Source organism: Nocardia aobensis NBRC 100429 (assembly GCF_000308375.1).
In the GTDB taxonomy this organism is placed as follows: Bacteria; Actinomycetota; Actinomycetes; order Mycobacteriales; family Mycobacteriaceae; genus Nocardia; species Nocardia aobensis.
In genome coordinates this window covers 14,084-37,604 of record NZ_BAFQ01000208.1, presented here as the reverse complement: position 1 = coordinate 37,604, position 23,521 = coordinate 14,084, and the positions used below count along the sequence as shown (strand labels likewise).

The 23,521-nt window shown below is 68.7% G+C and carries 20 protein-coding genes; 10 read left to right on the top strand and 10 right to left on the bottom strand.

The window, feature by feature from the left end:
- The 6 genes from RJ03_RS26995 to RJ03_RS26970 all read left to right on the top strand — a co-directional run.
- Nucleotides 1-1,132, top strand: a 1,132-nt coding sequence (locus tag RJ03_RS26995) for a DNA polymerase IV (RefSeq protein ID WP_036507286.1), incomplete at its 5' end; no start/stop codon positions are given.
- A gap of 132 nt (nt 1,133-1,264) precedes the next feature.
- A complete protein-coding gene (locus tag RJ03_RS26990; protein ID WP_036507283.1) occupies nt 1,265-2,050 on the top strand; it encodes an enoyl-CoA hydratase/isomerase family protein in 786 nt (261 codons plus the stop codon).
- A gap of 56 nt (nt 2,051-2,106) precedes the next feature.
- On the top strand, nt 2,107-4,275 hold the full coding sequence (locus tag RJ03_RS26985; protein WP_245552398.1) for a hypothetical protein: 2,169 nt from the start codon (nt 2,107-2,109) through the stop codon (nt 4,273-4,275).
- Nucleotides 4,276-4,351: 76 nt separating this feature from the next.
- On the top strand, nt 4,352-5,347 hold the full coding sequence (locus RJ03_RS26980; protein ID WP_036507309.1) for an oxidoreductase: 996 nt from the start codon (nt 4,352-4,354) through the stop codon (nt 5,345-5,347).
- A gap of 86 nt (nt 5,348-5,433) precedes the next feature.
- Nucleotides 5,434-6,006 carry a TetR/AcrR family transcriptional regulator gene (locus RJ03_RS26975; protein ID WP_036507280.1) on the top strand — a complete coding sequence of 191 codons (573 nt, stop codon included), beginning with the start codon at nt 5,434-5,436 and terminating at the stop codon, nt 6,004-6,006.
- 100 nt (nt 6,007-6,106) lie between these two features.
- Nucleotides 6,107-7,366, top strand: a complete 1,260-nt coding sequence (locus RJ03_RS26970) for a Cmx/CmrA family chloramphenicol efflux MFS transporter (protein ID WP_063820450.1) — start codon at nt 6,107-6,109, stop codon at nt 7,364-7,366.
- 49 nt (nt 7,367-7,415) lie between these two features.
- Here the strand turns inward: RJ03_RS26970 and RJ03_RS26965 are convergent, their stop codons facing one another.
- A complete protein-coding gene (locus RJ03_RS26965; protein ID WP_036507304.1) occupies nt 7,416-9,296 on the bottom strand; it encodes an ABC transporter ATP-binding protein in 1,881 nt (626 codons plus the stop codon).
- 188 nt (nt 9,297-9,484) lie between these two features.
- Between RJ03_RS26965 and RJ03_RS26960 the strand changes: the two genes are divergently transcribed.
- The 3 genes from RJ03_RS26960 (at nt 9,485) to RJ03_RS26950 (ending at nt 14,679) form a co-directional block, all read left to right on the top strand.
- Nucleotides 9,485-10,384 carry an NADP-dependent oxidoreductase gene (locus tag RJ03_RS26960; protein ID WP_036507301.1) on the top strand — a complete coding sequence of 300 codons (900 nt, stop codon included), beginning with the start codon at nt 9,485-9,487 and terminating at the stop codon, nt 10,382-10,384.
- A gap of 95 nt (nt 10,385-10,479) precedes the next feature.
- On the top strand, nt 10,480-13,248 hold the full coding sequence (locus RJ03_RS26955; RefSeq protein WP_036507298.1) for an FAD-binding and (Fe-S)-binding domain-containing protein: 2,769 nt from the start codon (nt 10,480-10,482) through the stop codon (nt 13,246-13,248).
- Nucleotides 13,249-13,677: 429 nt separating this feature from the next.
- On the top strand, nt 13,678-14,679 hold the full coding sequence (locus RJ03_RS26950) for a DNA-3-methyladenine glycosylase family protein (RefSeq protein ID WP_245552396.1): 1,002 nt from the start codon (nt 13,678-13,680) through the stop codon (nt 14,677-14,679).
- 5 nt (nt 14,680-14,684) lie between these two features.
- On the opposite strand, the gene RJ03_RS26945 is transcribed toward RJ03_RS26950, so the two are convergent.
- The 7 genes from RJ03_RS26945 to RJ03_RS26915 form a co-directional block, all read right to left on the bottom strand.
- The gene (locus RJ03_RS26945) at nt 14,685-15,965 is read right to left on the bottom strand and encodes an ABC transporter substrate-binding protein (protein WP_036507277.1); all 1,281 of its coding nucleotides are present in this window, start codon (nt 15,963-15,965) and stop codon (nt 14,685-14,687) included.
- The gene (locus tag RJ03_RS26940) at nt 15,962-16,801 is read right to left on the bottom strand and encodes a carbohydrate ABC transporter permease (protein ID WP_051025298.1); all 840 of its coding nucleotides are present in this window, start codon (nt 16,799-16,801) and stop codon (nt 15,962-15,964) included. The genes RJ03_RS26945 and RJ03_RS26940 overlap by 4 nt, the downstream gene beginning before the upstream one ends.
- Nucleotides 16,791-17,657: a carbohydrate ABC transporter permease gene (locus tag RJ03_RS26935; protein WP_036507273.1), complete on the bottom strand. Its 867-nt coding sequence runs from the start codon at nt 17,655-17,657 to the stop codon at nt 16,791-16,793. Before RJ03_RS26935 ends, RJ03_RS26940 begins: the two co-directional genes overlap by 11 nt.
- A 44-nt stretch (nt 17,658-17,701) precedes the next feature.
- The gene (fabG, locus tag RJ03_RS26930; RefSeq protein ID WP_036507270.1) at nt 17,702-18,454 is read right to left on the bottom strand and encodes a 3-oxoacyl-ACP reductase FabG; all 753 of its coding nucleotides are present in this window, start codon (nt 18,452-18,454) and stop codon (nt 17,702-17,704) included.
- Between the two features lie 108 nt (nt 18,455-18,562).
- Nucleotides 18,563-19,426: a DUF4190 domain-containing protein gene (locus RJ03_RS26925; protein WP_036507267.1), complete on the bottom strand. Its 864-nt coding sequence runs from the start codon at nt 19,424-19,426 to the stop codon at nt 18,563-18,565.
- Nucleotides 19,427-19,587: 161 nt separating this feature from the next.
- Nucleotides 19,588-19,839, bottom strand: coding sequence for a hypothetical protein (locus tag RJ03_RS26920; RefSeq protein ID WP_036507266.1), 252 nt, complete (start codon nt 19,837-19,839; stop codon nt 19,588-19,590).
- Nucleotides 19,836-20,039: a hypothetical protein gene (locus RJ03_RS26915; RefSeq protein WP_036507264.1), complete on the bottom strand. Its 204-nt coding sequence runs from the start codon at nt 20,037-20,039 to the stop codon at nt 19,836-19,838. Before RJ03_RS26915 ends, RJ03_RS26920 begins: the two co-directional genes overlap by 4 nt.
- A gap of 467 nt (nt 20,040-20,506) precedes the next feature.
- Between RJ03_RS26915 and RJ03_RS26910 the strand changes: the two genes are divergently transcribed.
- Complete coding sequence (locus RJ03_RS26910; protein ID WP_036507263.1) at nt 20,507-20,704, top strand: hypothetical protein; 198 nt, start codon at nt 20,507-20,509, stop codon at nt 20,702-20,704.
- 101 nt (nt 20,705-20,805) lie between these two features.
- Here the strand turns inward: RJ03_RS26910 and RJ03_RS26905 are convergent, their stop codons facing one another.
- A complete protein-coding gene (locus tag RJ03_RS26905; protein ID WP_036507260.1) occupies nt 20,806-21,552 on the bottom strand; it encodes a succinate dehydrogenase/fumarate reductase iron-sulfur subunit in 747 nt (248 codons plus the stop codon).
- A 2-nt stretch (nt 21,553-21,554) separates the two neighbouring features.
- Nucleotides 21,555-23,498: a fumarate reductase/succinate dehydrogenase flavoprotein subunit gene (locus tag RJ03_RS26900; protein ID WP_036507259.1), complete on the bottom strand. Its 1,944-nt coding sequence runs from the start codon at nt 23,496-23,498 to the stop codon at nt 21,555-21,557.
- Nucleotides 23,499-23,521: the final 23 nt, after the last annotated feature.

The window sequence follows — 23,521 nt, the reverse complement described above, 5'->3', positions numbered from 1 at the left end:
CCTCGACCAATTCCAGGCGGCGGTGGAGTTCCGCCGCCATCCCGAGCTGCGTGGGCAGCCGGTGATCGTCGGCGGCAACGGAGATCCGAACGAACCGCGCAAGGTGGTCACCTGCGCGTCGTATCCGGCGCGTGCCTTCGGCGTGCGGGCGGGAATGCCGCTGCGCACCGCGGTCCGCAAATGTCCGGACGGGGTGTTCCTGCCCCTGGACATGACCACCTACGAGGAGGCGTCCGACGAAGTCATGGAGGTGCTGCGGCGGTTCCCGGTGCGGGTCGAGGTGCTGGGCTGGGACGAGGCCTTCCTCGCCGCCGACACCGACGATCCCGAATCGCTCGCACGCGAAATCCGCAGCGCGATAGCGGAATTGAACCTCACGTGTTCGATAGGTATCGGCGACAACAAATTGCGCGCGAAACTGGCGACCGGATTCGCGAAGAGCGTCGGCAAAGGAACGGACGCGAAGGTCGCGGACAGCACCGACACCGAGGTCGAGGGTACGGCTGCTGACGAGGTTGCGGGACCGGAGCATTCGGAAGGGGAGGCAGCGGTGGCGCCGCGGACCGAGCCCGGTGCGGGAATCTTCCGGCTCACCGCCGAGAACTGGAACGAACTCATGGCGCACCGCCCGACCAGCGCGCTGTGGGGTATCGGCACTCGCATCGCGCAGCGAATGTCGGCCCTGGGCATCGACACCGTCGCCCAGCTCGCGGCCGCCGACCGAAATGTCCTCGCCGCCGAATTCGGTCCGGCCACCGGTCCGTATCTCTGGGTGCTCGGCCACGGCGCCGGCGATACCGATGTGGTGACCGAGCCGCGAATTCCGGTGGGCCGCAGCAAATCCGAGACCTTCCCGCATGATCTGACCGATCGCGAGGAGATTCGCGCCCAGGTGGCGCGGCTGGCCCGCGAGGTCGCGGAGGAGATGGCCGCGGCCGGCCGGATCGGCACCCGGGTGGGGGTCACGGTGCGTACCAACACCTTCTACACCCGCACCAAGCAGAAGAAGCTGCCCGAACCGACGATCGATGCCGAGACGATCACCGCGGTCGCACTCGAGATCGTCGACCGCTTCGAACTCGATCGGCCGGTCCGGCTGCTCGGGGTGCGACTCGAACTCGTCCCGCAATAGCCCGAGTCCCGCAACAGCCCGGGCCTCCGCGTTTCCGTGCCCGGCTGCCGGATATGTCTCGGTGGTGGCGGCGTCGCACGCGGTGCGGCCGTTTGTCATGCTGGGCCCGCAGACTCGACCGAAAGGCAGCCCATGAGCGAGTACGAGACGATCACTTTCGAGCGCACCGGCCCCGTCGCCCGGATCACCCTGAACCGGCCGAAGGCCGCGAACGGTATCGACCACGTCCTCGGCCGGGAACTGGCCGATATCGCGGGACAGTGTGTGGACGATCCCGCGCTGAAGGTGGTCGTGCTGACCGGTGCGGGCAGGTTCTTCTCCGCCGGCGGCGACCTCAAGGCCATGGCTGCCCAGGGCGGCGGCGCCGGCCACTACGTGAAGGGCCTGGCCGACGACCTGCACGAGGCGCTCTCGTCGTTCGCCCGGATGGATGCCCTGCTGGTCGTGGCGGTGAACGGTGTCGCCGCGGGCGCCGGATTCAGTCTGGCGATGGCCGGTGATCTGGTACTCGCGGGCGAATCGGCGGCGTTCACCATGGCCTATACCCGCGCCGGGCTGAGTCCCGACGGCGGCGCCTCCTACTATCTGCCGCGCCTGATCGGCCTGCGCCGCACGCAGGAACTGATGCTCACCAACCGCACCCTGACGGCGGCCGAGGCGCTGGAGTGGAATCTCGTGCATCGCGTGGTGCCGGACGCCGAACTCGCCGCCGCCGTGGACGAACTGGTCGCGGAATTCGTGGCGGGCCCCCGGCATTCGAATGCCAGCGTCAAGAAGCTGCTGCTGGTGAGCTCCTCGCACACGCTCGAGGAGCAGACCGCGCGCGAGGCGGCGTTCATCTCCGCCTGCGCCGATTCGCCCGACGGCACCGAGGGCATCGCGGCATTCCTCGGCAAGCGCGCCCCCGTCTTCGAGTGAGGGACTGAGCCGTCGCCACGAGCGAACCCGGTCGCGGGCCACTAGGGTGGGGTGCCATGTTCTCGGCGCCCGGCTTCGCACGCGGGTGGGCGCCGGTCCCGGTGTGGTCGGCGCGGCGGCGTGGCGAGGTGCGCGGAGGTCGCGCGGAGATCGCCTCGTCCGGCATTCGGATCGACAGCACGACGGAGCTCGCCCCGCGCGGCTCGTCGGCCGCAGACCGCCTCGGATCGGCGCCCGCGGTGCCGCGCGGCCCATCCGGCGGATTCTCGGGACTCCGCCGTACTGCGGGTTTCGCCGGTCTGCGCGCGGTGACCCGTCGTCGCGTACTGCTGGTGGCGGTACTGCTGATCCTCGCGCAGATCGGGTTGCGCGGCTGGGTGGCCGGGCGCGGCTATTTCTACTGGGACGATCTCATCCTGGTGGGCCGCGCCGACCGCTATCCGCTCTGGTCCGCCGACCTACTGCTCTACGACCACGACGGCCACTTCATGCCGCTGGCCTTCGCCACCGCGTGGCTGGTGACCCGGATCGCGCCGTTGCAATGGGCAGGCCCGGTGGTGACCATGCTGCTGCTGCAGCTCGCGGCCTCGGTCGCGGTGCTGCGCATGCTGCTGGTACTGGTCCCACGGCGAGCCGGTGCGGTCCGCTGGGCCGTGCTGATTCCCTTGATCGGTTATCTGTTCTGTCCGCTGACTCTTCCGGCCTTCGCCTGGTGGGCGGCTTCGCTCAATGCGCTGCCGCTGCAGTTCGCGCTGGCATGGGTGATCGCGGATGCGGTGCTGCTGGTGCGCACCGGCCGGGGCCGATATGCGATCTCCGGTGTGCTGGTGCTGATCGTGGGGCTGTTGTTCTTCGAAAAAGCGGTGGTGGTGCCGTTCGTCGCGTTCGCGGTCGCGGTGCTGGAGCGCTACCTCGTCGGCGCCCGCACCGTCGATGCGGATTCGCCTGTGGGCGAAAACGAATCGGACCCCGGTGAGGCCGCCGCACTTCCCGAGGACCCAGAGCGGGCGGGCGATCGTGGCGGCCCGAGCGGGTGGGCGTCGATTCGCGACGTGGCGCGCACGGGCGCGGCGCTGTGGGCCGGTTCGGCGTTGATCCTGGCGGGCTGGGGCGCGGCCTATCTCACCGTCGCCGACCACATCGCGGTCGACACCAGCCTGGCCGGGGCGCGGCGACTTCTGCACAGCGCCACTTCCTTGGGGATCGTCCCGACCCTGCTGGGCGGGCCATGGGTCTGGGCGCGCTGGCTGCCGTCGACACCGTGGGCTACGCCGCCGGGGTGGACCGTGGTGCCCGCCTGGCTGATCCTCGCCGCGGTGGTCCTGGTGACACTGCGACTGCGCCGTCGCGTGCTACCGGTGTGGATCCTGATCGCGGGATACGTTCTCGCCGTTGCGCTTCCGATCGTGCTGATCCGCGGTGGCCCCAATACCGCCGCCGAACTCATGCAGTCGCTGCGCTATCTGGCCGACGTGGCGGTGGTGCTGGCAGCGGCGACCGCTCTGCTGCTTGCTGCGCGGCCGCGAACAACGAGCCGGCACCCGGCCGCGATCGGGCCGAAATCACCCGGTGCGGTGATTGCTTCTCGAGCAGTCGCGATCGTGCTGACAGCGGCCTTCGTGGTGAGCAGCGTCTACACGACCGTCTCGTTCGCGCGCTCGTGGGAAATCTCCCCCACGCGCACCTATCTCACGAATGCCCGTGCGGCCTTCGCGGATCGGGACGGCGCACCGCTCCTGGAGCAGGAGGTGCCGTGGGGTGTGCTGACGCCGATGACCTATCCGCAGAATCTCATCGCCCAGGTGCTGGGCCCGATCGCCCCGGACGGTGCTTTCGGCACGTCCACACCGCACCTGCGGATGATCACCGACGAAGGCAAACTCGTCGATGCCTCGGTCTGGTGGAATCGCCGCATTCTCGCCGGTCCCGAACCCGGCTGCGGATACCGCATCGACGGCTCCGACCCGGTGGCGCTGTGGCTGGACGGGCCCATGATCGAGCACGGGTGGACCGCGCAGATCAACTATTTCGCGAATCGGGACGGCCGCCTCACCATGGCGATGGAACACGGCGAGACGGTGGTGGCGCCCGTGCGTGCGGGTGTCCACACGGTGTTCGTCCATGTGGTCGGCAGCGGTGAGGTGCTGCGAATCGGTTCTCGTACTTCCGGTTTGGATGTGTGCGTCGGTGTCGGTCCGGTAGGGGTCGCCGCATTCGGGCATTGATCACCTCCGCGCCGAACGGGGTGCGGCCGCAAGTCGGTCGTAGCCGCGAGGCGTCCGCCCTCCTATGCTCGGACGCATGCAGTTCCAGGCGATGGTTGCGCACGAGACCGACGACGGCGTGGTACTGACCCGCGAGGAGGTGGGCGAAGACTTCCTCGGGCCGGGCACGGTGACGATCAAGGTGCACTATTCGAGTGCGAACTTCAAGGACGGGCTGGCGATCACTCCGCGCGGCGGCGTGGTGCGCAATTACCCGATCATCCCCGGCATCGACCTGACCGGCGAGGTGGTGGCCTCCGAGGATGCCGCCTTCACGGCGGGTGATCTCGTGATCGCGCACGGTTACGAGATCGGTGTCGCGCACAACGGCGGCTTCGCCGAATACGCGCGCGTACCCGCCGAATGGGTGGTCAAGCTGGAGGGCCTGAGCCCGCGCGAGGCAGCGGCCCTCGGCACCGCCGGATTCACCGCGGCCATGAGCGTGCAGGCACTGCTCGACCGCGGACTGGCCCCGGGTGACGGGCCGGTGCTGGTGACCGGTGCGACCGGCGGCGTCGGCAGTGTCGCGGTGGACATCCTGTCCGGCCTCGGCTACGAGGTCACCGCCTCTACCGGAAAGACCGATGCGGGCGAACTGCTGTCCACCCTCGGTGCGGCCGCGGTGATCGGCCGCCTGCCCGAGGATCCGGACGCGAAGCCTCGCCCGCTGGGTAAGGCGCAGTGGGCCGGCGCGGTGGACAGCGTCGGTGGTAAATCACTCGCCCACATCCTCAGCACCGTCCGGTACGGCGGGTCGGTAGCCGTCAGCGGCCTGACCGGCGGGACCGAACTGCCCACCACCGTCATGCCGTTCATCCTGCGTGGAGTCGGCCTGCTCGGCATCGATTCGGTGAACTTCCCGATCGACCAGCGGCGCGCGCTGTGGGCACGGCTCGGCAAGGATCTGAAGCCCCGGCATCTGTCGACGCTGGAGAATATCGCACCGATCACCGAGGCCGAGGCGGTGCTGCATGCCATCCGCGCCGGCCACCACTCGGGCCGCACCGTTCTGGCGGTGGCCGGCGAATTCTGATCGAGCGGCGGGCGTCGGATCGAACGCCCGCCATTCTCTCCCCCGGATTTTGAACTGATCTATCCAAAACGTGTTAGCCTGACCGCATGGCACGACCCAAGCAGTTCGACGAACCAGGGGCGGTGGACGCGGCCATGCGCGCTTTCTGGAGCGCCGGTTACGAGGGCACGTCCACCCAGGACCTCTGTGCGGCCACCGGTCTGGGCCGCTCGAGTATCTACAACACCTTCACCAGCAAGCATGACCTGTTCGAGCGTGCGCTGCGGCATTACATGGAGTTCAAGAACGCGGATACGTTCGAATTGCTCGACGGTCCCGGTTCGGTGCGCGACAAGATCGAGGCGCTGCTGCGGCGTGTGGTGGATGCGCCCGAGGGCGATCCGCTGGGATGTCTGGTCGTGAACACGACAGTCGAGATGGGCCCCCGCGATCCCGAGGTCGCCGCGATGCTGCGTGCCGATCTGGATCGTCGGATGTCCGCGCTGGTCGGCGTGATTCGCGCCGGGCAGGCGTCGGGCGAGGTCGACGAAGGAGCCGATCCGTCCGATCTGGCCCAATTCGTCGTCGCCACCATCGGCGGTATGCGGGTCGCGGCGCGCGGCGGCGCCTCCCGGGACGCGTTGGCCGGTATCGCGGAGGTCGCCCTGCGCTGCCTCTGATCGACCGGCCGGGACGGTCCGTCACATGTTCCGGCGGTGAGTCGCGGCTACGCATGCCCGCATTTTGAACTGAATGATCCAAAATAAGAAGGGAAACGAAATGCCCTCGGCGGTATACATATTGGGCCTGGCGATATTCGCGCAGGGCACCTCGGAGATGATGTTGTCCGGCCTGCTCACGGGAATGGCCTCCGATCTCGGTGTCACCGTTCCACAAGCCGGACTGCTTATTTCGGCCTTCGCCGTCGGCATGCTGGTGGGCGCGCCGATTCTGGCCGTCCTCACGGCGCGCTGGTCGCGGCGCACCGCACTGCTCGCCTTCCTCGCCTTCTTCGTCGCCACACACGTCGTCGCGGCGCTGACCGCCGACTACGGCGTTCTCGTCGGCACCCGCGTCGTCGGCGCCTTCGTATACGCGGGATTCTGGTCGGCGGCCGCGGCGACCGCGGTCGAGTTGGTACCGCCGACAGCGCGCGGGCGGGCGATGAGCGTCGTCGCGGGCGGCCTGACCATCGCGACCATTCTCGGCCTCCCCGCGGGCACCTTCATCGGTCAGCATCTGGGCTGGCGGGCCGCGTTCTGGACGGTGGCGGCCGGATGCGCGCTGGTGATGGTCGCGGTGGCGATCGCGGTGCCCGAACAGCGCGCCGAGCAGGCGCCGCCGGTGCGAAAGGAATTGCGCGCCTTGGCCACCCGTCCGGTGGCACTGCTGTACGCCACCACCGTGACGGCCACCGCCGCGCTGCTGGTCACCTTCGGATACCTCGGCGCCCTGCTCACCGAGACGACCGGGATCGGTGCGAATTGGGTGCCGGTGGTGCTGGGTGTCTACGGCCTCGGCTCGTTCGCCGGCATCGTGATCGGCGGACGCACCGCGGACGCACATCCGCTGCGCAGCCTCACTGTCGGAATCTCGGGTCTGGTGCTCGCCTCGGTGATACTCGCGCTGACCGCGCACTATGGGGCGGCGGTCGTCGTAGTGTCGTTCCTGCTGGGCGCCTTCGGTTTCGGGACCAATCCGGTGCTGAACAGCCGGGTGTTCGCCCTCGCCCCGGCCGCCGGAACGCTCGGCGCGGCGGGCAACGTCATGTCGTTCAATATCGGCATCACCCTCGGCCCCTGGCTGGGTGGACTCGCCATCGCTGCCGGGGCGGACTACTCGGTGGTGGGCTGGATCGGCGCGGGACTGGGCGTGCTCGCGTTGGGCTTCGTCGGCCTGAGCCGGACCGCGGGCGGGACGCGTCCGGGTACGGCGGATCGCTCCGATACGGCGGAAATCGCGGGACCGTCGACCGCCGGCACTTCCCGGAGATCCGCGGCCGCCGACGACAGTGCGGCTGTCGTCCCGGCGGAGTTGTAGGGACGGATTCCGGCGTGGAGGTGCGAACCGCACCTCCACGCCGGAGACCTTATGCCGCAGCGACTTCCGTATCGTCGGCGAACTGGGTGCGGTAGAGCTCCGCGTACCGGCCCTGTTCGGCGAGCAGCTGCGCATGACTGCCCCGCTCGACGATGCTGCCGTCCTCGATCACCAGGATCTCGTCCGCGTTCCGGACGGTCGAGAGCCGGTGCGCGATGACCAGGGCGGTCCGTCCCTCCAGTGCCTCGGTGAGGGCCTCCTGCACCGCGGCCTCGGAGGTGGAGTCCAGTGACGCCGTGGCCTCGTCGAGGATGACGACCCGCGGTTGTTTGAGCAGCAGCCGGGCGATGGTCAATCGCTGCCGTTCACCGCCGGACAACCGATATCCGCGTTCGCCGACCACGGTGTCCAGACCGTCGGGCAGCCCGTCGATCACCGTGCGCAACCGCGCCCGCTCCAGCGCGTCCCACAGCTCCGTCTCACTCGCTTCGGGCCGGGCCAGCAGCAGATTGGCGCGGATGCTGTCGTGGAACAGATGGCCGTCCTGGGTGACGAGTCCGACCGTGTCCTGGATCGAGCGGGTGCTCAGGTCCCGCACGTCGACGCCGCCCAGCCGGACCGCGCCGCCGTCCACATCGTAGAGCCGCGAAACCAGTTGGGCGATGGTCGATTTGCCCGCGCCGGAGGACCCGACCAGGGCGATCATCCGCCCCGGCTCGGCGCGCAGCGAAATCTCGTGCAGCACCTCGCTGCCGCCGCGATGATCGAGCGTCGACACATCCTCCAGCGAAGCGAGGGAGACCTTGTCGGCCGACGGGTAACCGAAACGCACCCGGTCGAATTCCACCGAGACCGGGCCTGCCGGAACCGCCACCGCATGCGGCGCATCCTGGATCAGCGGCTTCAGATCGAGAATTTCGAAGACCCGCTCGAAGCTCACCAGCGCCGACATGATGTCCACCCGCGCACTGGCCAGCGCCGTCAGCGGGGTGTAGAGCCGGGTCAGCAGCAGCGACAGCGCGACCACGGCGCCGGCGTCGAGCTGTCCGCGCAGTGCGTACCAGCCGCCGAGGCCGTAGACCAATGCCACGGCCAGCGCGGACACGAGCGTCAACGCGGTGACGAACACCGTCTGCAGCATCGCGGTCCGGACGCCGATATCGCGCACCCGCCCGGCCCGCACCGCGAATTCCGTGGATTCCTGATCCGGCCGTCCGAACAGCTTCACCAGGGTGGCGCCGGGTGCCGAGAACCGCTCGGTCATCTGCGTGCTCATCGAGGCGTTGAGCTGGGCGGCCTCACGCTGGATGCTCGCGATCCGGGTGCCCATCTTGCGCGCGGGAAACATGAACAGCGGTAGCAGGATCAGGGCCAGCAGTGTGATCTGCCAGGACAGCCGCACCATCACCGCCACGGTCAACAGCAGCGTCACGATATTGGTGACCACGCCGGACAAGGTCGTGCTGAACGCGCGCTGCGCACCGATCACGTCGTTGTTGAGCCGGCTGACCAGCGCTCCCGTGCGGGTGCGGGTGAAGAAGGCGACCGGCATCTTCTGCACGTGATCGAATACCGCGGTGCGCAGATCGAGAATCAACCCCTCCCCGATCCGCGCGGACAACCACCGGATCACGATGCCCAGGCCCGCGTCGAGCACGGCGACCAGTGCGATCACCGCGGCGAGGGTGAGGACCGAGCGCGGTGCGGCATGGCCGACGATGTCGTTGACCACTCGCCCCGCCAGCACCGGATTGGCCACCGTGAGCAACGCGGAGGCGATGCTGAAGACCAGGAAGCCGATGAGTTGAGCCCGATGCGGGCGCGCGAATCGCAGAATGCGCGCGGCCGTCTCCCGGCGCAGACCGCGCCGCTGCTGGGGTGCGTGCGCCTGCCGGTACAGCTGACTCCACGCGACCGATTCGATGCTCATCCGCATCTCCTTCCGCTGCCGGGTTCATTCAACCCCGGGCCACCGACATTAAGACCTCAACAAAGGTTGAGAGCAAGTAGTCCCGGTTCGCCACGAGCGAAACGCGCCGGGTGACGTGCGCTGCGGCGCTGCGCCCGGCTGCCGGTCGTCGGTCTCCTAAGGTCGTGGTCATGTCGTCGAACCACAGCATGCGAGCGATCCAGTACGAGCGAGTGGGCGGGCCCGAGGTGTTGACGCAGGTGGAGGTGCCGATTCCGGACCCCACCGGAGACCGGGTGCGGGTGGCGATCCGGGCGGCCGGGGTCAATCCGGCCGATTGGAAGATACGCGCCGGACTGATGCCCGGTCCGCCCGAATTCCCCCGCCGTGCCGGATTCGAGATCGCCGGCGTGGTCGACGCCGCCGGACCCGAGGCCCGGTTCCGGCCGGGCGACGAGGTGCTGGGCTGGGCTCAGGGCGGCGGCTACGCGGAGTACGCGCTGGGCACCCAACTCGTCGCCAAACCGGCCGAGCTGTCGTTCGCCGAGGCCGCCGCCATCCCGGTCGCCGCCAATACGGCCGGTACCGGCTTGGACGAACTGGCCGTGAAGTCGGGCGAGACGTTGCTGGTGAACGGCGCCTCCGGCGCGGTCGGCGCGTTCGTGGTGCAGCTGGCCCGGGCTCGCGGCGCCACGGTCGTCGGCACCGCCTCGCCCGCCAACCAGGAGATCGTGCGCACGCTGGGGGCGATCCCGACCACCTACGGTCCCGGCGTCGCCGAGCGCGTACGCGAGCTGGCGCCGCACGGCGTCGACGCGGTCTACGACTGCGCCGGTCACGGATTCCTCGACGCCGCAATCGAATTGCGTGGCGGTACCGATCGGATCATCACCATCGCCGACGGCGCCGCCGCCGACAAGGGCGTCACCTTCTTCGCTCGAACCGGCGGCCCCGCCCTCGACATCGTGGCACGCGTCGCGCAGGCGGTCGCCGCGGGCGAATTCCGCCTCCCCGGGGCCGCGCGTACCTACCCGCTGTCCGAGGCCGCCGCCGCCCAGCGCGACAGCGAAACCGGTCACGGACTCGGCAAGATAGTCCTGCTCCCCTAACCGGCTCGGCGGCACGCGCCCGGTCGAACGGGCCTCGCCGCGCGTGGCGATCCCGAGCGGTGAGCGGACGGGTGCTCGCGTTCTACGCTGGCGATATGACCGACTCCTGGGTGCGGGCCCTGCGCCACCGGATCGACGGCGAGGTCGACGACGACGCCCGCCGCCGCGCGGAGTATTCCTCGGACGCCTCGAACTATCGCGTCCTCCCGGCGGCGGTGGTCTACCCGCGCGGCGACGAGGATGTGGCCGCGGCCGTGCGATTCGCCCGCGAGGAAGGGAAGCCGATCACCGCACGCGGAGGCGGAACATCCGTGGCGGGCAATGCGATCGGGCCCGGACTGGTGCTCGACTTCAGCCGGTACATGAACGCCGTGCTGTCCATCGACGCCGACAGCCGTTGTGCCCGAGTGCAGCCGGGCGTCGTGCTCTCCGGCCTGCAGCGGGCCGCCGGACACCACGGCCTGCGGCTGGGGCCGGACCCCTCGACGCAGAACCGCTGCACCCTCGGCGGCATGATCGGCAACAATGCCTGCGGCCCGCGCGCGGTGTCCTGGGGCCGCACCTCCGATACCGTGCGTGAGCTGCGCATCCTCGACGGCACCGGCGCCGAGCGCGCACTGGCCGCCGATCTCTCGGTGGTGCCCGGGCTGGCGGAGTTCACGCGCCGCAATCTGGCGACCCTGCGCACCGAGGTGGGCCGCTTCGATCGGCAGGCCTCGGGATACGGCCTGCAGTATCTGACCCCGGAACGCGGTGCGTCGATCGCCAAGGCGTTCGTCGGGTCCGAGGGCACATGCGGCCTCGTTCTCGACGCGACCGTGGATCTGGTCCCGCTGCCGAACGCGACCGCGGTCGCGGTTCTCGGTTATCCCGATATGCCTGCCGCCGCCGACGATGTAAAGGCGGTGATGGCGGGCCGTCCCATCGCGGTCGAGGGTCTGGACGCGCGGCTGGTCGATGTCGTGCGCGCGCACGGGCGCGCGGTACCGGAACTACCCGTCGGCGGAGCCTGGTTGTTCGTCGAATTCGCCGGGGACACCGAGGAATCGGCGTACGACAGCGCGGCCACGGTGACCGCCGCCTGTGCGGCTCTCGACACCCGGATCGTCACCGACGCCGGGACGGCCGCCCGGCTGTGGCGGATTCGCGCCGACGGCGCCGGCCTGGCCGGGCGTACGCCCGAGGGCGAACCGGCCTGGCCGGGTTGGGAGGACGCCGCCGTCCCGCCCGAACGTCTCGGTGACTACCTCCGTGATTTCGATCGGCTGATGCGTGATCACCGCGTCGACGGCCTGCTGTACGGCCATATCGGCGACGGTTGCATCCACGTCCGGCTCGACCTTCCGATCGCCCGTGCGCCGCAACGGTTCCGCGACTTCCTGTTCGACGCCACCGATCTCGTCGTCCGTTACGGCGGTTCGGCCTCCGGTGAGCACGGAGACGGCCGTGCCCGCTCGGAACTGCTGTCGCGCATGTACTCACCGGACGCCCTGCGCGTATTCGCCGAATTCAAGGCACTTTTCGATCCGGACGCGATGCTGAACCCGGCGGTTCTGGTCCGGCCCGAACCGGTCGACACCCACCTGCGTCTGCCCGGGCTGCGGCCGGTTCCGGCGGCGGGCGGTTTCCCGTTCCCCGCCGACGGTGATATCGGCGCGGCCGTGCACCGCTGCGTCGGCGTCGGAAAATGTCGCGCCGACACCCGCTCGGCCGGTGGTTTCATGTGCCCGTCCTACCTCGCCACCGCCGATGAGAAGGACAGCACCCGGGGCCGCGCGCGGGTCCTGCAGGAGGTCGTCCGCGGCGCCCTGGACTGGCGTGCCGAGGCGGTCGCGCAGTCGCTGGATCTGTGCCTGTCCTGCCGGGCCTGCTCGTCCGACTGCCCGGCCGGTGTCGATATGGCGACCTACAAATCCGAGACGTTGTACCGCGCGTACAAGGGACGACCGCGGCCGATCGACCACTATGTCCTCGGCCGATTGCCGCGGTGGCTGGCGGTGGGCACGAAAATGCCACGAATGGTGAACGCGCTCACCGGCATTCGATGGCTACGGCGAACGGGTATGCGCCTGGCCGGTATGGATCCGCGCCGTCCGGCGCCGCGACTGGCGCCGCGCTCGTTCCGCGCTCAGTGGGCGCACCACGGTCGGGACAGGCATCCGGACGGTCCGGTGGCGATGCTGTGGATCGATAGCTTCACCGATGCCTTCGCCCCGGACATCGGCTGGGCGGCCGTCGAACTCGTGGAATCGGCCGGATATCGCGTCCGCATTCCGGATCGCCGGGTGTGCTGTGGCCTCACCTGGATCAGTACGGGTCAGCTCGACGGGGCGCGCAAGCGGTTGCGGGCTGGGCTCGACGCGGTGGAGGAGCACGTTCGGACCGGCGGCTTCGTGATCGGCCTGGAGCCGTCGTGCACGGCCGCGCTGCGATCGGATCTGCCGCAGTTGCTCCCGGACGATCCGCGCTCGGTCCCCACCGCCCGCGCGGTGCGCACGCTGGCGGAATTCCTGACGGAGCAACCGGAGTGGCAGCCGCCGGACCGCTCGGGCGACACCGTGGTGGTGCAGCCGCACTGTCATCAGCACGCCGTCACGGGTTTCGACGCCGACCGGCGGTTATTACGGCGGACGGGTGCGAAGATCACCGAAATCAGTGGATGCTGTGGACTTGCTGGAAACTTCGGAATGCAATCCGGGCATTACGAGATTTCGGTCGCGGTCGCGGAGGGCGGATTACTTCCGGCGCTCCGTGCGGCCGATGCGGCGACACCGCTGCTGGCCGACGGATTTTCCTGTCGAACCCAAGCCGAACAGTTGGCCGGCCGGCCGGGTCGGCATCTCGCGCAATATCTGAACGATTGATGATTCAGATGTTCCGAGGTCGCGGCGGAGACGGACCGCGCATGCCCGCCGCGTCGAACCGCGGCGGGCGGGGGCGGTGACGGATCAGCTGCCGAACGGCAGGGTGCCCGGAGGAATCTGGTAGCCCGAGCTCCCGGCGGATACTCCACCCCACGCGCTGAGCAGCCAATTCAGGATGTTGGTAAGCATGGACACCTCCGTTGTGACATTGCCGAATGATTGCTGTTGACATCATTCCCCAGCGAAATCGGCGTGCGTGATCGTATCGTTACATGGTGGCGCGAATCCGTCACGTCCGCCATATTCCCACCTGAGAGTTTCCTCGAGACATCGTTCCGACCGGCGCCGCGCGGCTTTCTCCGGCGGGTCCCGGCTCGGCGGTCCCCGCGGGCGGCGCACAATGGGTCGGTGCGAGGACGCGGCAGGCCGATGATCGAGGACCCCAGATCCGGGGTGACCGCGCCCCGGCACCGTTCCCCGCACACGAACGCCTCGCCGGCGAATCGCGGCGCCACCGAACGCGGCCACGCCCGCACCCTCACCACCTCCCGGTCGATAGCCCTCGCGGACACCCTGGCTCCCCTGCGCCGGGGGCAGGGCGACCCGTGCCATCGCGTCACGCCCGACGGCGCCCACTGGCGAGCGTCGCGCATGGCGAGCGGACCGGTGACCTACCGCCTCGTCCAGGCCGGCACCGATGTGGTCGCGGCGCGAGCCTGGGGCCCGGGCGCGCCGGAATTCCTCGACCAGCTGCCCCGCATGCTGTGTGTCGACGAGGAGCTCGACAGCTTCGCGCCCGACCATCCCCGCATCGCCGAGGCGCACCGGCGCCATCCCGGCCTGCACATGCTCCGCACCGGATTGGTCTTCGAAGCCCTGGTGCCGGCCGTGCTCGAGCAGCGGGTGCACACCGTCACCGCTCGCGGTTCGTATCGAAAGCTGGTGTGGCAGTACGGCGAACCGGCGCCGGGTCCGACGCCCGCGCCGATGCGGGTGCCGCCGTCGGCGCAGACCTGGCGCTATATCCCGTCCTGGGTCTATCACCGCGCCAATGTCGATCCGCAGCGTTCGCGCACGATCGTCACCGCCGCGCGGATGGCGGAGAAGCTGGAAGCCGCCGCGACGATGGCGCCGGAGCAGGCTGCCGAGCGGCTGCGCGCGGTGCCGGGGATCGGGGTGTGGACGGCCGCGGAGATCGCGCAGCGGGCCCTCGGTGACGCCGACGCGCTGTCGGTCGGTGATTTCCATCTGGCCGCGATCGTCGGCTGGAGTCTGCTGGGCCGCCCGCTCGACGACGAGGGCATGGTCGAGTATCTCGAACCGCTACGCCCGCACCGCTATCGGGCGATCCGGCTGCTCGAGATATCCGGTCAGGCGCGCAAGCCGGCATTCGGCCCGCGCACCCCGCTGGTCGACCACAGCCGGATCTGAGCGGATCAGCGCTGCGCCGTCGCCTGCGCGGCGGCCTGGGCGCGACGCAATGCCTCGGGCACCGGGACGCGGCCGAGGAACATCTCGTCGAAGATCGGGTCGATCGCCTGCAGCGCGGCCGCGAATCCCGGCCCGCCGCCCGACGCGATCCGCGGCCCCTTCAGCACATCGAAGAACGGGGACACGTCGATCCCTCGCGCCGCCCAATAGTCCCGGTACAGATGCTGATCCGCCACCACCGCCGGTATGGTCTGCCCACCGGCCGCCAGATAGCGGTTGCCGGCGGCGCTGCCGAGCCAGGTCAGCACGCGCCGCACCGCATCGGGATGGGCGGTGTGGGCGCCCGCGGCGATGCCGATCGCATTGTCGGTGCTCACCCGCCCCGCGGGCCCGGCCGGAATCATCGCGATCCCCCAGCCGAAGCGCGCCTGCTGCGCGATCTGCGCGAGCGTGAAACTCCCGGATTGGAACAACGCCAGCTTGCCCTGCAGGAAGGCGTTCTTCGCGAAATCACTGCCGCTGCGGGTATCGGCCGCCGGCGGGGTGAGCCCTGCCCGAACCAGTCCGACGAGATACCCGAAGGCATCCACACCCTGTGGACTGTCGAAGACGTACCGATCCCCGTCCTGGAATCGCCCGCCCGCCGATCCCAGATACGGCAGCGACAGCGACTGGAAATCGTTGGCGGCGTTGTAAGCCCACGGCGCGGCAGCGGTGATCCGGCGCAGCAGCGGCTCGAAGGAATCCGGTCCGTGCGGATTCCAGGTCGCGCGGGCGAGCTCCGCGGGGTCGATTCCGGCCGCGGTCAGCAGGTCGCGGTTGTAGTAGACCGCCGTACCGCCGTCCACGAATTGCGGTACCGCCCAGAGCTTTCCGTGGCGGGTGTACTGCTCCACCGCGCCCGGATCCCACTGCCGCACCGCCTCGGGTCCAAGCATCGCGCCGATATCGGCCAGCCGCCCGGCATCGGCGTAATCGGTGTACAGATTCGTCCAGAACAGGTCGTCCACCGTGCCGCCCGCCACGTCGAGGCGCAATTTCTGCTGATAGGACGCCCACGGCACCACCGTGATCCGGACCTCGACATCCGGTTCGGCTCGCTGGAATTCGTCGAGTGCGGCGCGATAGGCCGGTACGAAACTCGCATCCCAGATCCGCAGCCGGATCACCGTGCGACCCGCGCCGCCCTCGTCGTCGTGGCCGAGCCACAGCGCCGCGGTCACCAGCAGGACCACGCCGAGCACGACGGCGAACACGTTCAGCGTCGAGGTCTTCACGGCTCTCATTTCAGGCCCGTCCATGCGATGGAACGCAGCACCTGCCGCTGGAACACCACGAACAGCACCAGCAGCGGCACGATCGCCAGCGTCGTCGCCGCCATCACCAGCGTCCACTGCTCGTTGTAGCGGGTCTGCAGATCCGCGGTCGCCACCGTGAGCACCTGCCAGCGGCCCGAGCCGGCGACCAGCGGCCACAGGAAGCTGTTCCACTGGGTCACCACGGTGATCACCGCGAGTGTCGCCAGAATCGGACGGCTCATCGGCACCACGACGTGCACGATCACATCGAGGGTGTTCGCGCCGTCCAGCCGCGCCGCCCCGATCAACTCGCGCGGTATGCCCCGGAAGTATTGGCGCAGCAGGAAAATCGCGTACGGCGAGCCGAAGACGAACGGCAGCACCAGCGCCCAGAAGGTGTTCAGCCATCCCAGGTGCGCGAACATCAGATACAGCGGAATCAACGTGACGATCGGCGGCACCATCATGGTCGCCAGATAGATCCAGAACAGCAGATCGCGGCCGCGAAACTCGGTGCACCCGAACGCGTATGCGGCGGCGATCGAGGTGATCAGCTGCCCGGCGGTGATGAACGCGGTCATCAACGCCGTCACCAGCACCGCGCGGCCGAACCCGTGCTCGAACGCGGCGCGGAAGTTGTCCCAGGTCGTCGGATCCGGGAGTGCGAGCGGGGATTCCGTGGCGAACTGCCCCGGTGTCTTCACGGCCGTGAACGTGCCCAGCACCAGCGGCGCCACCGTACACAGCGCGCCCGCGAGCAGCAGCAGGTATGCGGCGACCGATCGCACAGCTGCCGAAGACCGGTGCCGGACATCAGAATTCATAGCTGGTCCTGGTGCGGAAGTAGCGGTGCTGGAGCACGGTGATCGCCAGCATGATCACGCACACCACGATCGCCATGACCGCCGCCCGGCCGGGCCGCGCCGCGTCGAACGCTTCCGAGAAGATCTGCATCGCCACCACATTCGTGCGATCGGCCGGCCCGCCCTTGGTCAGCGCGTAGACCGTGTCGAAGGTCTGGAACGCGGTGATGGTCCCGGTGACCAGGACGAAGAAGAGGGTGGGGCGCAGCAGCGGCAGTGTCAGCCAGCGAATCCGCCGCCAGCCGGTGGCCCCGTCCAGCGCCCCCGCCTCGTGGATCTCCGGCGGGATCGCCCGCAGCCCCGCGACGAAGAACAGGGCCACATAGCCCACGTTCGACCAGATGCTCACCGCCGCAACCGAAGGCAGGGCCAGCGCCGGATCGGCCAGCCATTCGATCCGCCGGCCCAGCAGGGCGTTGAGCGCACCGTCGGTGGGTGCGAACAACCAGCGCCAGATCACGCCGACCGCCACCGGCGCGCACATCCAGGGCAGTGCGAACAGCACCCGGAACACACCACCGGCACGCCGGCGCACCAGCAGCGCGGCCACCGCGAATCCGAGGACGGTCTGCAGCGGCACCACGAGCAGGGTGAGCGCACCCGTCACCAGCAGCGAACGGCCGAATGCGCCATCGGACAGCACCGAGCGCCAATTGCGCAGGCCCACGAATTCCATGGGCCCGAGCAGATTCCAGCTGTGCAGGCTGAGCCAGCCGACCAGCACGATCGGCAGGATCAGGAAGACCCCGATCCCGAACAGGCTCGGCGCCAGCAGCACCCAACTCGTCACGGCACGACGAACCGCTCGTCGGTTCACAGCAGGTGACGCTACCGGGCACCCGATACCGGCGTCGGGCTCGCTCAGTCCAGCGGACCGCCTGCGACGTAGACGACCTGTCCGGAGACGAAGCCGGCGCCCTCGCTGACCAGGAACGACGCGGTATGCGCGATATCCTCGGGCCGGCCCACCCGCTGCACCGGGATCTGGGCGGCGGCCGCCTTCTGGAAGTCCTCGAACGGCACGCCCACCCGCTCGGCGGTCGCGGCGGTCATATCGGTGACGATGAAGCCGGGCGCGATGGCATTGGCCGTGACGCCGAATTTGCCGAGTTCCAGCGCGAGGGTCTTGGTGAAGCCCTGCAGGCCGGCCTTGGCCGCGGAGTAGTTGACCTGGCCGCGGTTGCCCTGCGCCGAACTGCTCGACATGTTCACGATGCGACCCCACTTGGCGTCGACCATGTACTTCTGCACCGCGCGGCTCATGAGGAAGGCGCCGCGCAGGTGCACGTTCATCACGGCGTCCCAGTCGTCGACGCTCATCTTGAACAGCAGATTGTCACGCAGGATGCCGGCATTGTTGACCAGGACGGTCGGCGGTCCGAGCTCGTCGGCCAGCTTCGTCACCGCGGCGGCGACCGAATCCTCGTTCGAGACGTCGGCGCCCAGCGCGACGGCCCGGCCGCCGGCGTCGGTGATCGCCTGGACCGTATCGGCGCAGTGCGCCGCGTCCAGGTCGAGTACGCCCACCTTCAGTCCGTCCTGAGCCAGCCGGGTCGCGATCGCGGCCCCGATGCCTCGTGCCGCGCCGGTGACGACGGCAACGCGTTCAGCCATTGGCGGTCCTCCTGTACCTCTCGGAACATTCGCTGTGAGAGAACGGTACGCGCCGCTATTCCACCCCCCGCGGCGGCAGCCGCTATTCGACCCCCGCGGCGGCAGCCGCTATTCCACCCACAGCGACCAGATACTGCTGCGTCCCTGTCCTTCGCAGACGAGTGCGTGCCCGTCCGGGGTGCGGGCCGTCTTGTCCAGACCGGGATCGCATTTCGCGCCGCCCTCGTACACCGCGGTCGACACCGAGTACGGCCCGGTCCAGCGATAGCCGCTGCTGCCGTGCAGGCACAGCAGGGTGGCGCCGTCGCTCGCGGACCCGATCAATCCGGCCTGGGCCTGCGTGCACACCTCTCCCTTGGCCGCCGAGACGGGCCCGGCGGGAGCGGCCGTGGTGGTGGCCGGTGGGGTGGGCGGAGGTGTCATCACCGTCGACGGTGCGACGGTGCGGGAGGTCGCGGTATTCGAGGTGACGGTGTCGGTGCTGAGTGCGGCGGGAACCGTGCCCAGCGTGGTGTGCGGCAGGGTGACGCCCGAAAGCACCAGCGCCGCAGCGAGAACCAACACCTCGGCCAGGCCGAGCAACAGGGCCGACATCGCCATCACCCGCCCGCGCGGATGGCTGAAGGCGATCAGCCCGAATACTATTGCCACCGGGAACAATCCGAGCAGAGCGGCCACCAGCGCCACGATCGCGTACGGATTGACGATCGGCGGCACCTCGACCCGCAGTCGGCCGGTGCGCCGGCGATTGGGTGCGCTGTCCCAGCGGTCGTCCTCGGCTTCGGCCGTCGGCCGGCGCCGGTTCGGTGTGGTTTCCCACCGATCGTCGGACGGTTCGGCGACTCGGGGATTGGCGGCCCGTCGCGGCGGTGGCGGATCCCAGCGGTCGTCCGCGGGGACCGGCTCGTCGGCCCAGTACTCCTCCTCGGGGACCTCGGGCCAGCGTTCGTCCGCGTACTGGTTGCGGGCCATGTGGTTCCTCTCGGTCGTGCAGGAACCTGGACACGCGGACCCCGCCCGTTACCGAGAAGAATAGGTGGATCGGCGCGACCCGCAACCCCCGTCTCTTCAGGGCCGGGCGACGGCGCGCCCGGAGGCGCCGGACGTCATCCCCGAGCGTCCGGCGCGCGCCATCAGACCTCGTCGATCACATGGTCTCCGACGAAGGCGATCCGGATCGCCAGCAGCCAACCGGCAATCGCGAGAACGATGCGGTCGTACAGATCCGGTCCGCTGCGTCGCGCATGGCGTGGGCGGTGCGCGCCGACGACGGGTAGCGGCCGGGTCTCCGGTAGCCGGCCGGTCGCGCGGTATCCACCACCGACCCGGTGCCGTGCGTGTCGGTGGGCGGCATGCCGGGCGCCTCCCCCGGCGAACGCGGTCACGGGATGGCCCGATCGTCGAGGACGCAGCGGCCCTGTTCGACCAGCACCGCCCGCGCCCGCCGCCTGACCACGCACGTATCGACGGTGCAGTCGAGGTGCAATTGCATTGCGGCATGGGCTTGTTCGACGGTCATGATGCCCGGATCGGCGCCGCAGCGCAGCAGCCCGGCGACCGGCATGTGCAGATTCGTCAGTTGCATTCGGACACCCCCGCCGCGAACCGGCGGCGCGGTGGAGCTGGTGGATCCTGTGGTCCGGTCGCGGCGCGGCCGGTCGAAGCGGACGAAAGTTCGCTGGTCATCAACGACGACCCGATGACATGAACAGCCATGACTCCTCGTTCCTGCATGCGATACCCGACTGTGCCCGGCGAACCGACTCCGGGGGCCCGCTGCGAGCACACTCCCAGCATCCATCAGATCGGCGCTGCGCGGGGCGGAATCGCCGATCCCGTCCGATTCCCAGCGAATCGTCAGCACTGAAACAGCTTGGGAGAAAAGGACTTTTCGCATCCGCTCGAGCCTCGCTACCTGCGAACACGTCGGGCATGCCCCAGCGCCGCGCCCCCGAATCCGCGCCCCGAATATTTGCCCGCAGATCACGAAACCGCACCCGTTTCGCAACGAACGTATGTTTACCCCGGACGTGATCGGGTAATCAAAACTACATGGATCGCGGGCTGAGAAATACCCCACCTCGGTACCGCAAACTGCTTCCGGGTGATTGGGTCGAACATCTGATCGTCGGAATGTTGTTCGTGGTATCGGCCGTCGGGGTTTACGTACTGACCGGGGCCATGCTCTCGTCGCTGCTGGTAGGAGCACTGGTCGCGGTGGTCGCGATCGGGGTCGTGACAATGCTGTAGCCGGTCGGCGAACCGACCGGCTACCTGATTTCCCTTATTCGAAACGGACGAAATCAACGGCGGAATCAGCGATGAATATCGTCGCCGATTCCGCCGTCGAATTATCGCCGGAACAATTTGTTACCCAACCAGACGATGGGGTCGTATTTGCGATCCACCACCCTTTCCTTCATCGGAATGAGGGCATTGTCGGTGATCTTGATGTGTTCCGGGCACACCTCGGTGCAGCACTTGGTGATGTTGCAGTAGCCGAGCCCGAACTCCTCCTGCGCCATCTCGCGCCGGTCGGCCACATCGAGTGGATGCATCTCCAACTCGGCCACTCGCATCAGATACCGCGGCCCCGCGAAGGCGTTCTTGTTGTCCTCGTGGTCGCGCACGACGTGACAGGTGTTCTGGCACAGGAAACATTCGATGCACTTGCGGAACTCCTGCGAACGTTCCACATCGCGCTGCTGCATCCGGTAGTCGCCGGGCTTCAGATCGGCCGGCGGCGTGAAAGACGGTATCTCCCTGGCCTTCTGGTAGTTGAACGAGACATCGGTGACGAGGTCGCGGATCACCGGGAAGGTGCGCATCGGCGTCACCGTCACCACCTCGTCGGCGGTGAAGGTCGACATTCGGGTCATACACAGCAGGCGCGGGCGGCCGTTCACCTCCGCCGAACAGGAACCGCACTTACCGGCCTTGCAGTTCCAGCGCACCGCCAGATCCGGAGCCTGGGTGGCCTGCAACCGGTGAATGATGTCGAGGACGACCTCGCCCTCGTTGACCTCCACGGTGTAGTCCTGCAGTTCGCCCTTGTCGTCGTCACCGCGCCACACGCGGAAGTGGGCATCGTAACCCATTGCTACTCATCCCCTTTCGCGGATGATTCGGCGGCCGCGGGATGAGCGGCGGTCTCCGCCGGGGTGTAATACTTCTCCAGCTCGCTCAACTCGAACAGGGCGAGCAGATCCGGCCGCATCGGCTTCTGATCCTCCGAGGTGACCGTCACCGGCGGCACGGTCTGGCCGACACCGTCCGGATCGATCCGGCACACCAGCAACCGATTGCGCCACTGCGCATCCATCTGCGGATGGTCGTCGCGGGTGTGACCGCCGCGGCTCTCGGTGCGCAGCAGCGCCGCCTGCGCGACACATTCGCTGACCAGCAACATGTTTCGCAGGTCGAGTGCGAGATGCCAGCCGGGGTTGAATTGCCGGTGGCCCTCGACGGTCACACTGTCGTAGCGCTCACGCAACTCGGCCAGGCGCCCGATGGCCTGTTCGAGTTCGTGCTCCTTGCGGATGATGCCGACCAGGTCGTTCATCGTCTGCTGCAGATCCGTGTGCAGGGTGTACGGATTTTCCCCGGTCCCCGTGGCCGGCGGATCGAAGGGTGCCAGTGCGGATTTCGCGGCCGCGTCGATATCGGCGTCGGCTACGGCCGGGCGCTGAGCCAGCTGTTCGACGTAGGCGGCCGCGCCCAGCCCGGCGCGTCGCCCGAAGACCAGCAGGTCCGACAGCGAGTTGCCGCCGAGGCGGTTGGATCCGTGCATACCGCCGGAACATTCACCGGCGGCGAACAATCCGGGCACGGTGGCCGCGCCGGTGTCGGGATCGACCTCGATGCCGCCCATCACGTAGTGACAGGTCGGCCCGACCTCCATCGGCTCCTTGGTGATGTCGACATCGGCCAGCTCCTTGAACTGGTGATGCATCGACGGCAGCCGCCGCATGATCTCGGCGGCCGGCAGCCGGGACGCGATGTCGAGGTACACCCCGCCGTGCTCGGTGCCGCGCCCGGCCTTGACCTCTTCGTTGATCGCGCGGGCCACCTCGTCGCGCGGCAGCAGGTCCGGGGTGCGGCGCGCGGAGTCGTTGTCGCGCAACCACTGGTCGGCCTCGTCCTCGGTCTCGGCGTACTGGCCCTTGAACACCGCCGGGATGTACTCGAACATGAAGCGCTTGCCCTCGGTGTTCTTGAGCACGCCACCGTCACCGCGCACACCCTCGGTGACCAGAATGCCCTTCACACTCGGCGGCCAGACCATACCGGTCGGATGGAACTGCAGGAATTCCATATTGATCAGCGAGGCACCGGCCCGCAACGCGAGGGCGTGACCGTCGCCGGTGTACTCCCACGAGTTCGAGGTGACCTTGTAGGACTTGCCCACCCCGCCGGTGGCCAGCACGACCGCCGGGGTCTCGAACAGGATGAACCGTCCCGACTCCCGCCAGTACCCGAACGCACCGGAGATGGCGCCCGTGCCATCCTTGAGCAGATCGGTGATCGTGCATTCGGCGAACACCTTGATCCGGGCCTCGTAGTCGCCGGTCGCGGCGTAATCCTCCTGCTGCAGCGAGACGATCTTCTGCTGCATCGTGCGGATGATCTCGAGCCCGGTGCGGTCGCCGACATGGGCGAGGCGGGGGTAGGTGTGCCCGCCGAAGTTGCGCTGGCTGATCCGCCCGTCGGGCGTCCGGTCGAACAGCGCCCCGTAGGTCTCCAGCTCCCACACCCGGTCGGGTGCTTCCTGGGCGTGCAGTTCGGCCATGCGCCAGTTGTTGAGGAATTTTCCGCCGCGCATGGTGTCGCGGAAATGCGTCTGCCAGTTGTCCTTCTCGTTGGCATTGCCCATCGAGGCGGCGCATCCGCCTTCGGCCATGACCGTATGGGCCTTGCCGAACAACGATTTACACACCACCGCCACCGAGAGGCCGTGTTCGCGCGCTTCGATCACCGCACGCAGGCCGGCGCCACCGGCACCGATCACGACGACGTCGTACTTGTGCCGTTCGACTTCAGGCATGAAACGAATACTCCTGGGACACT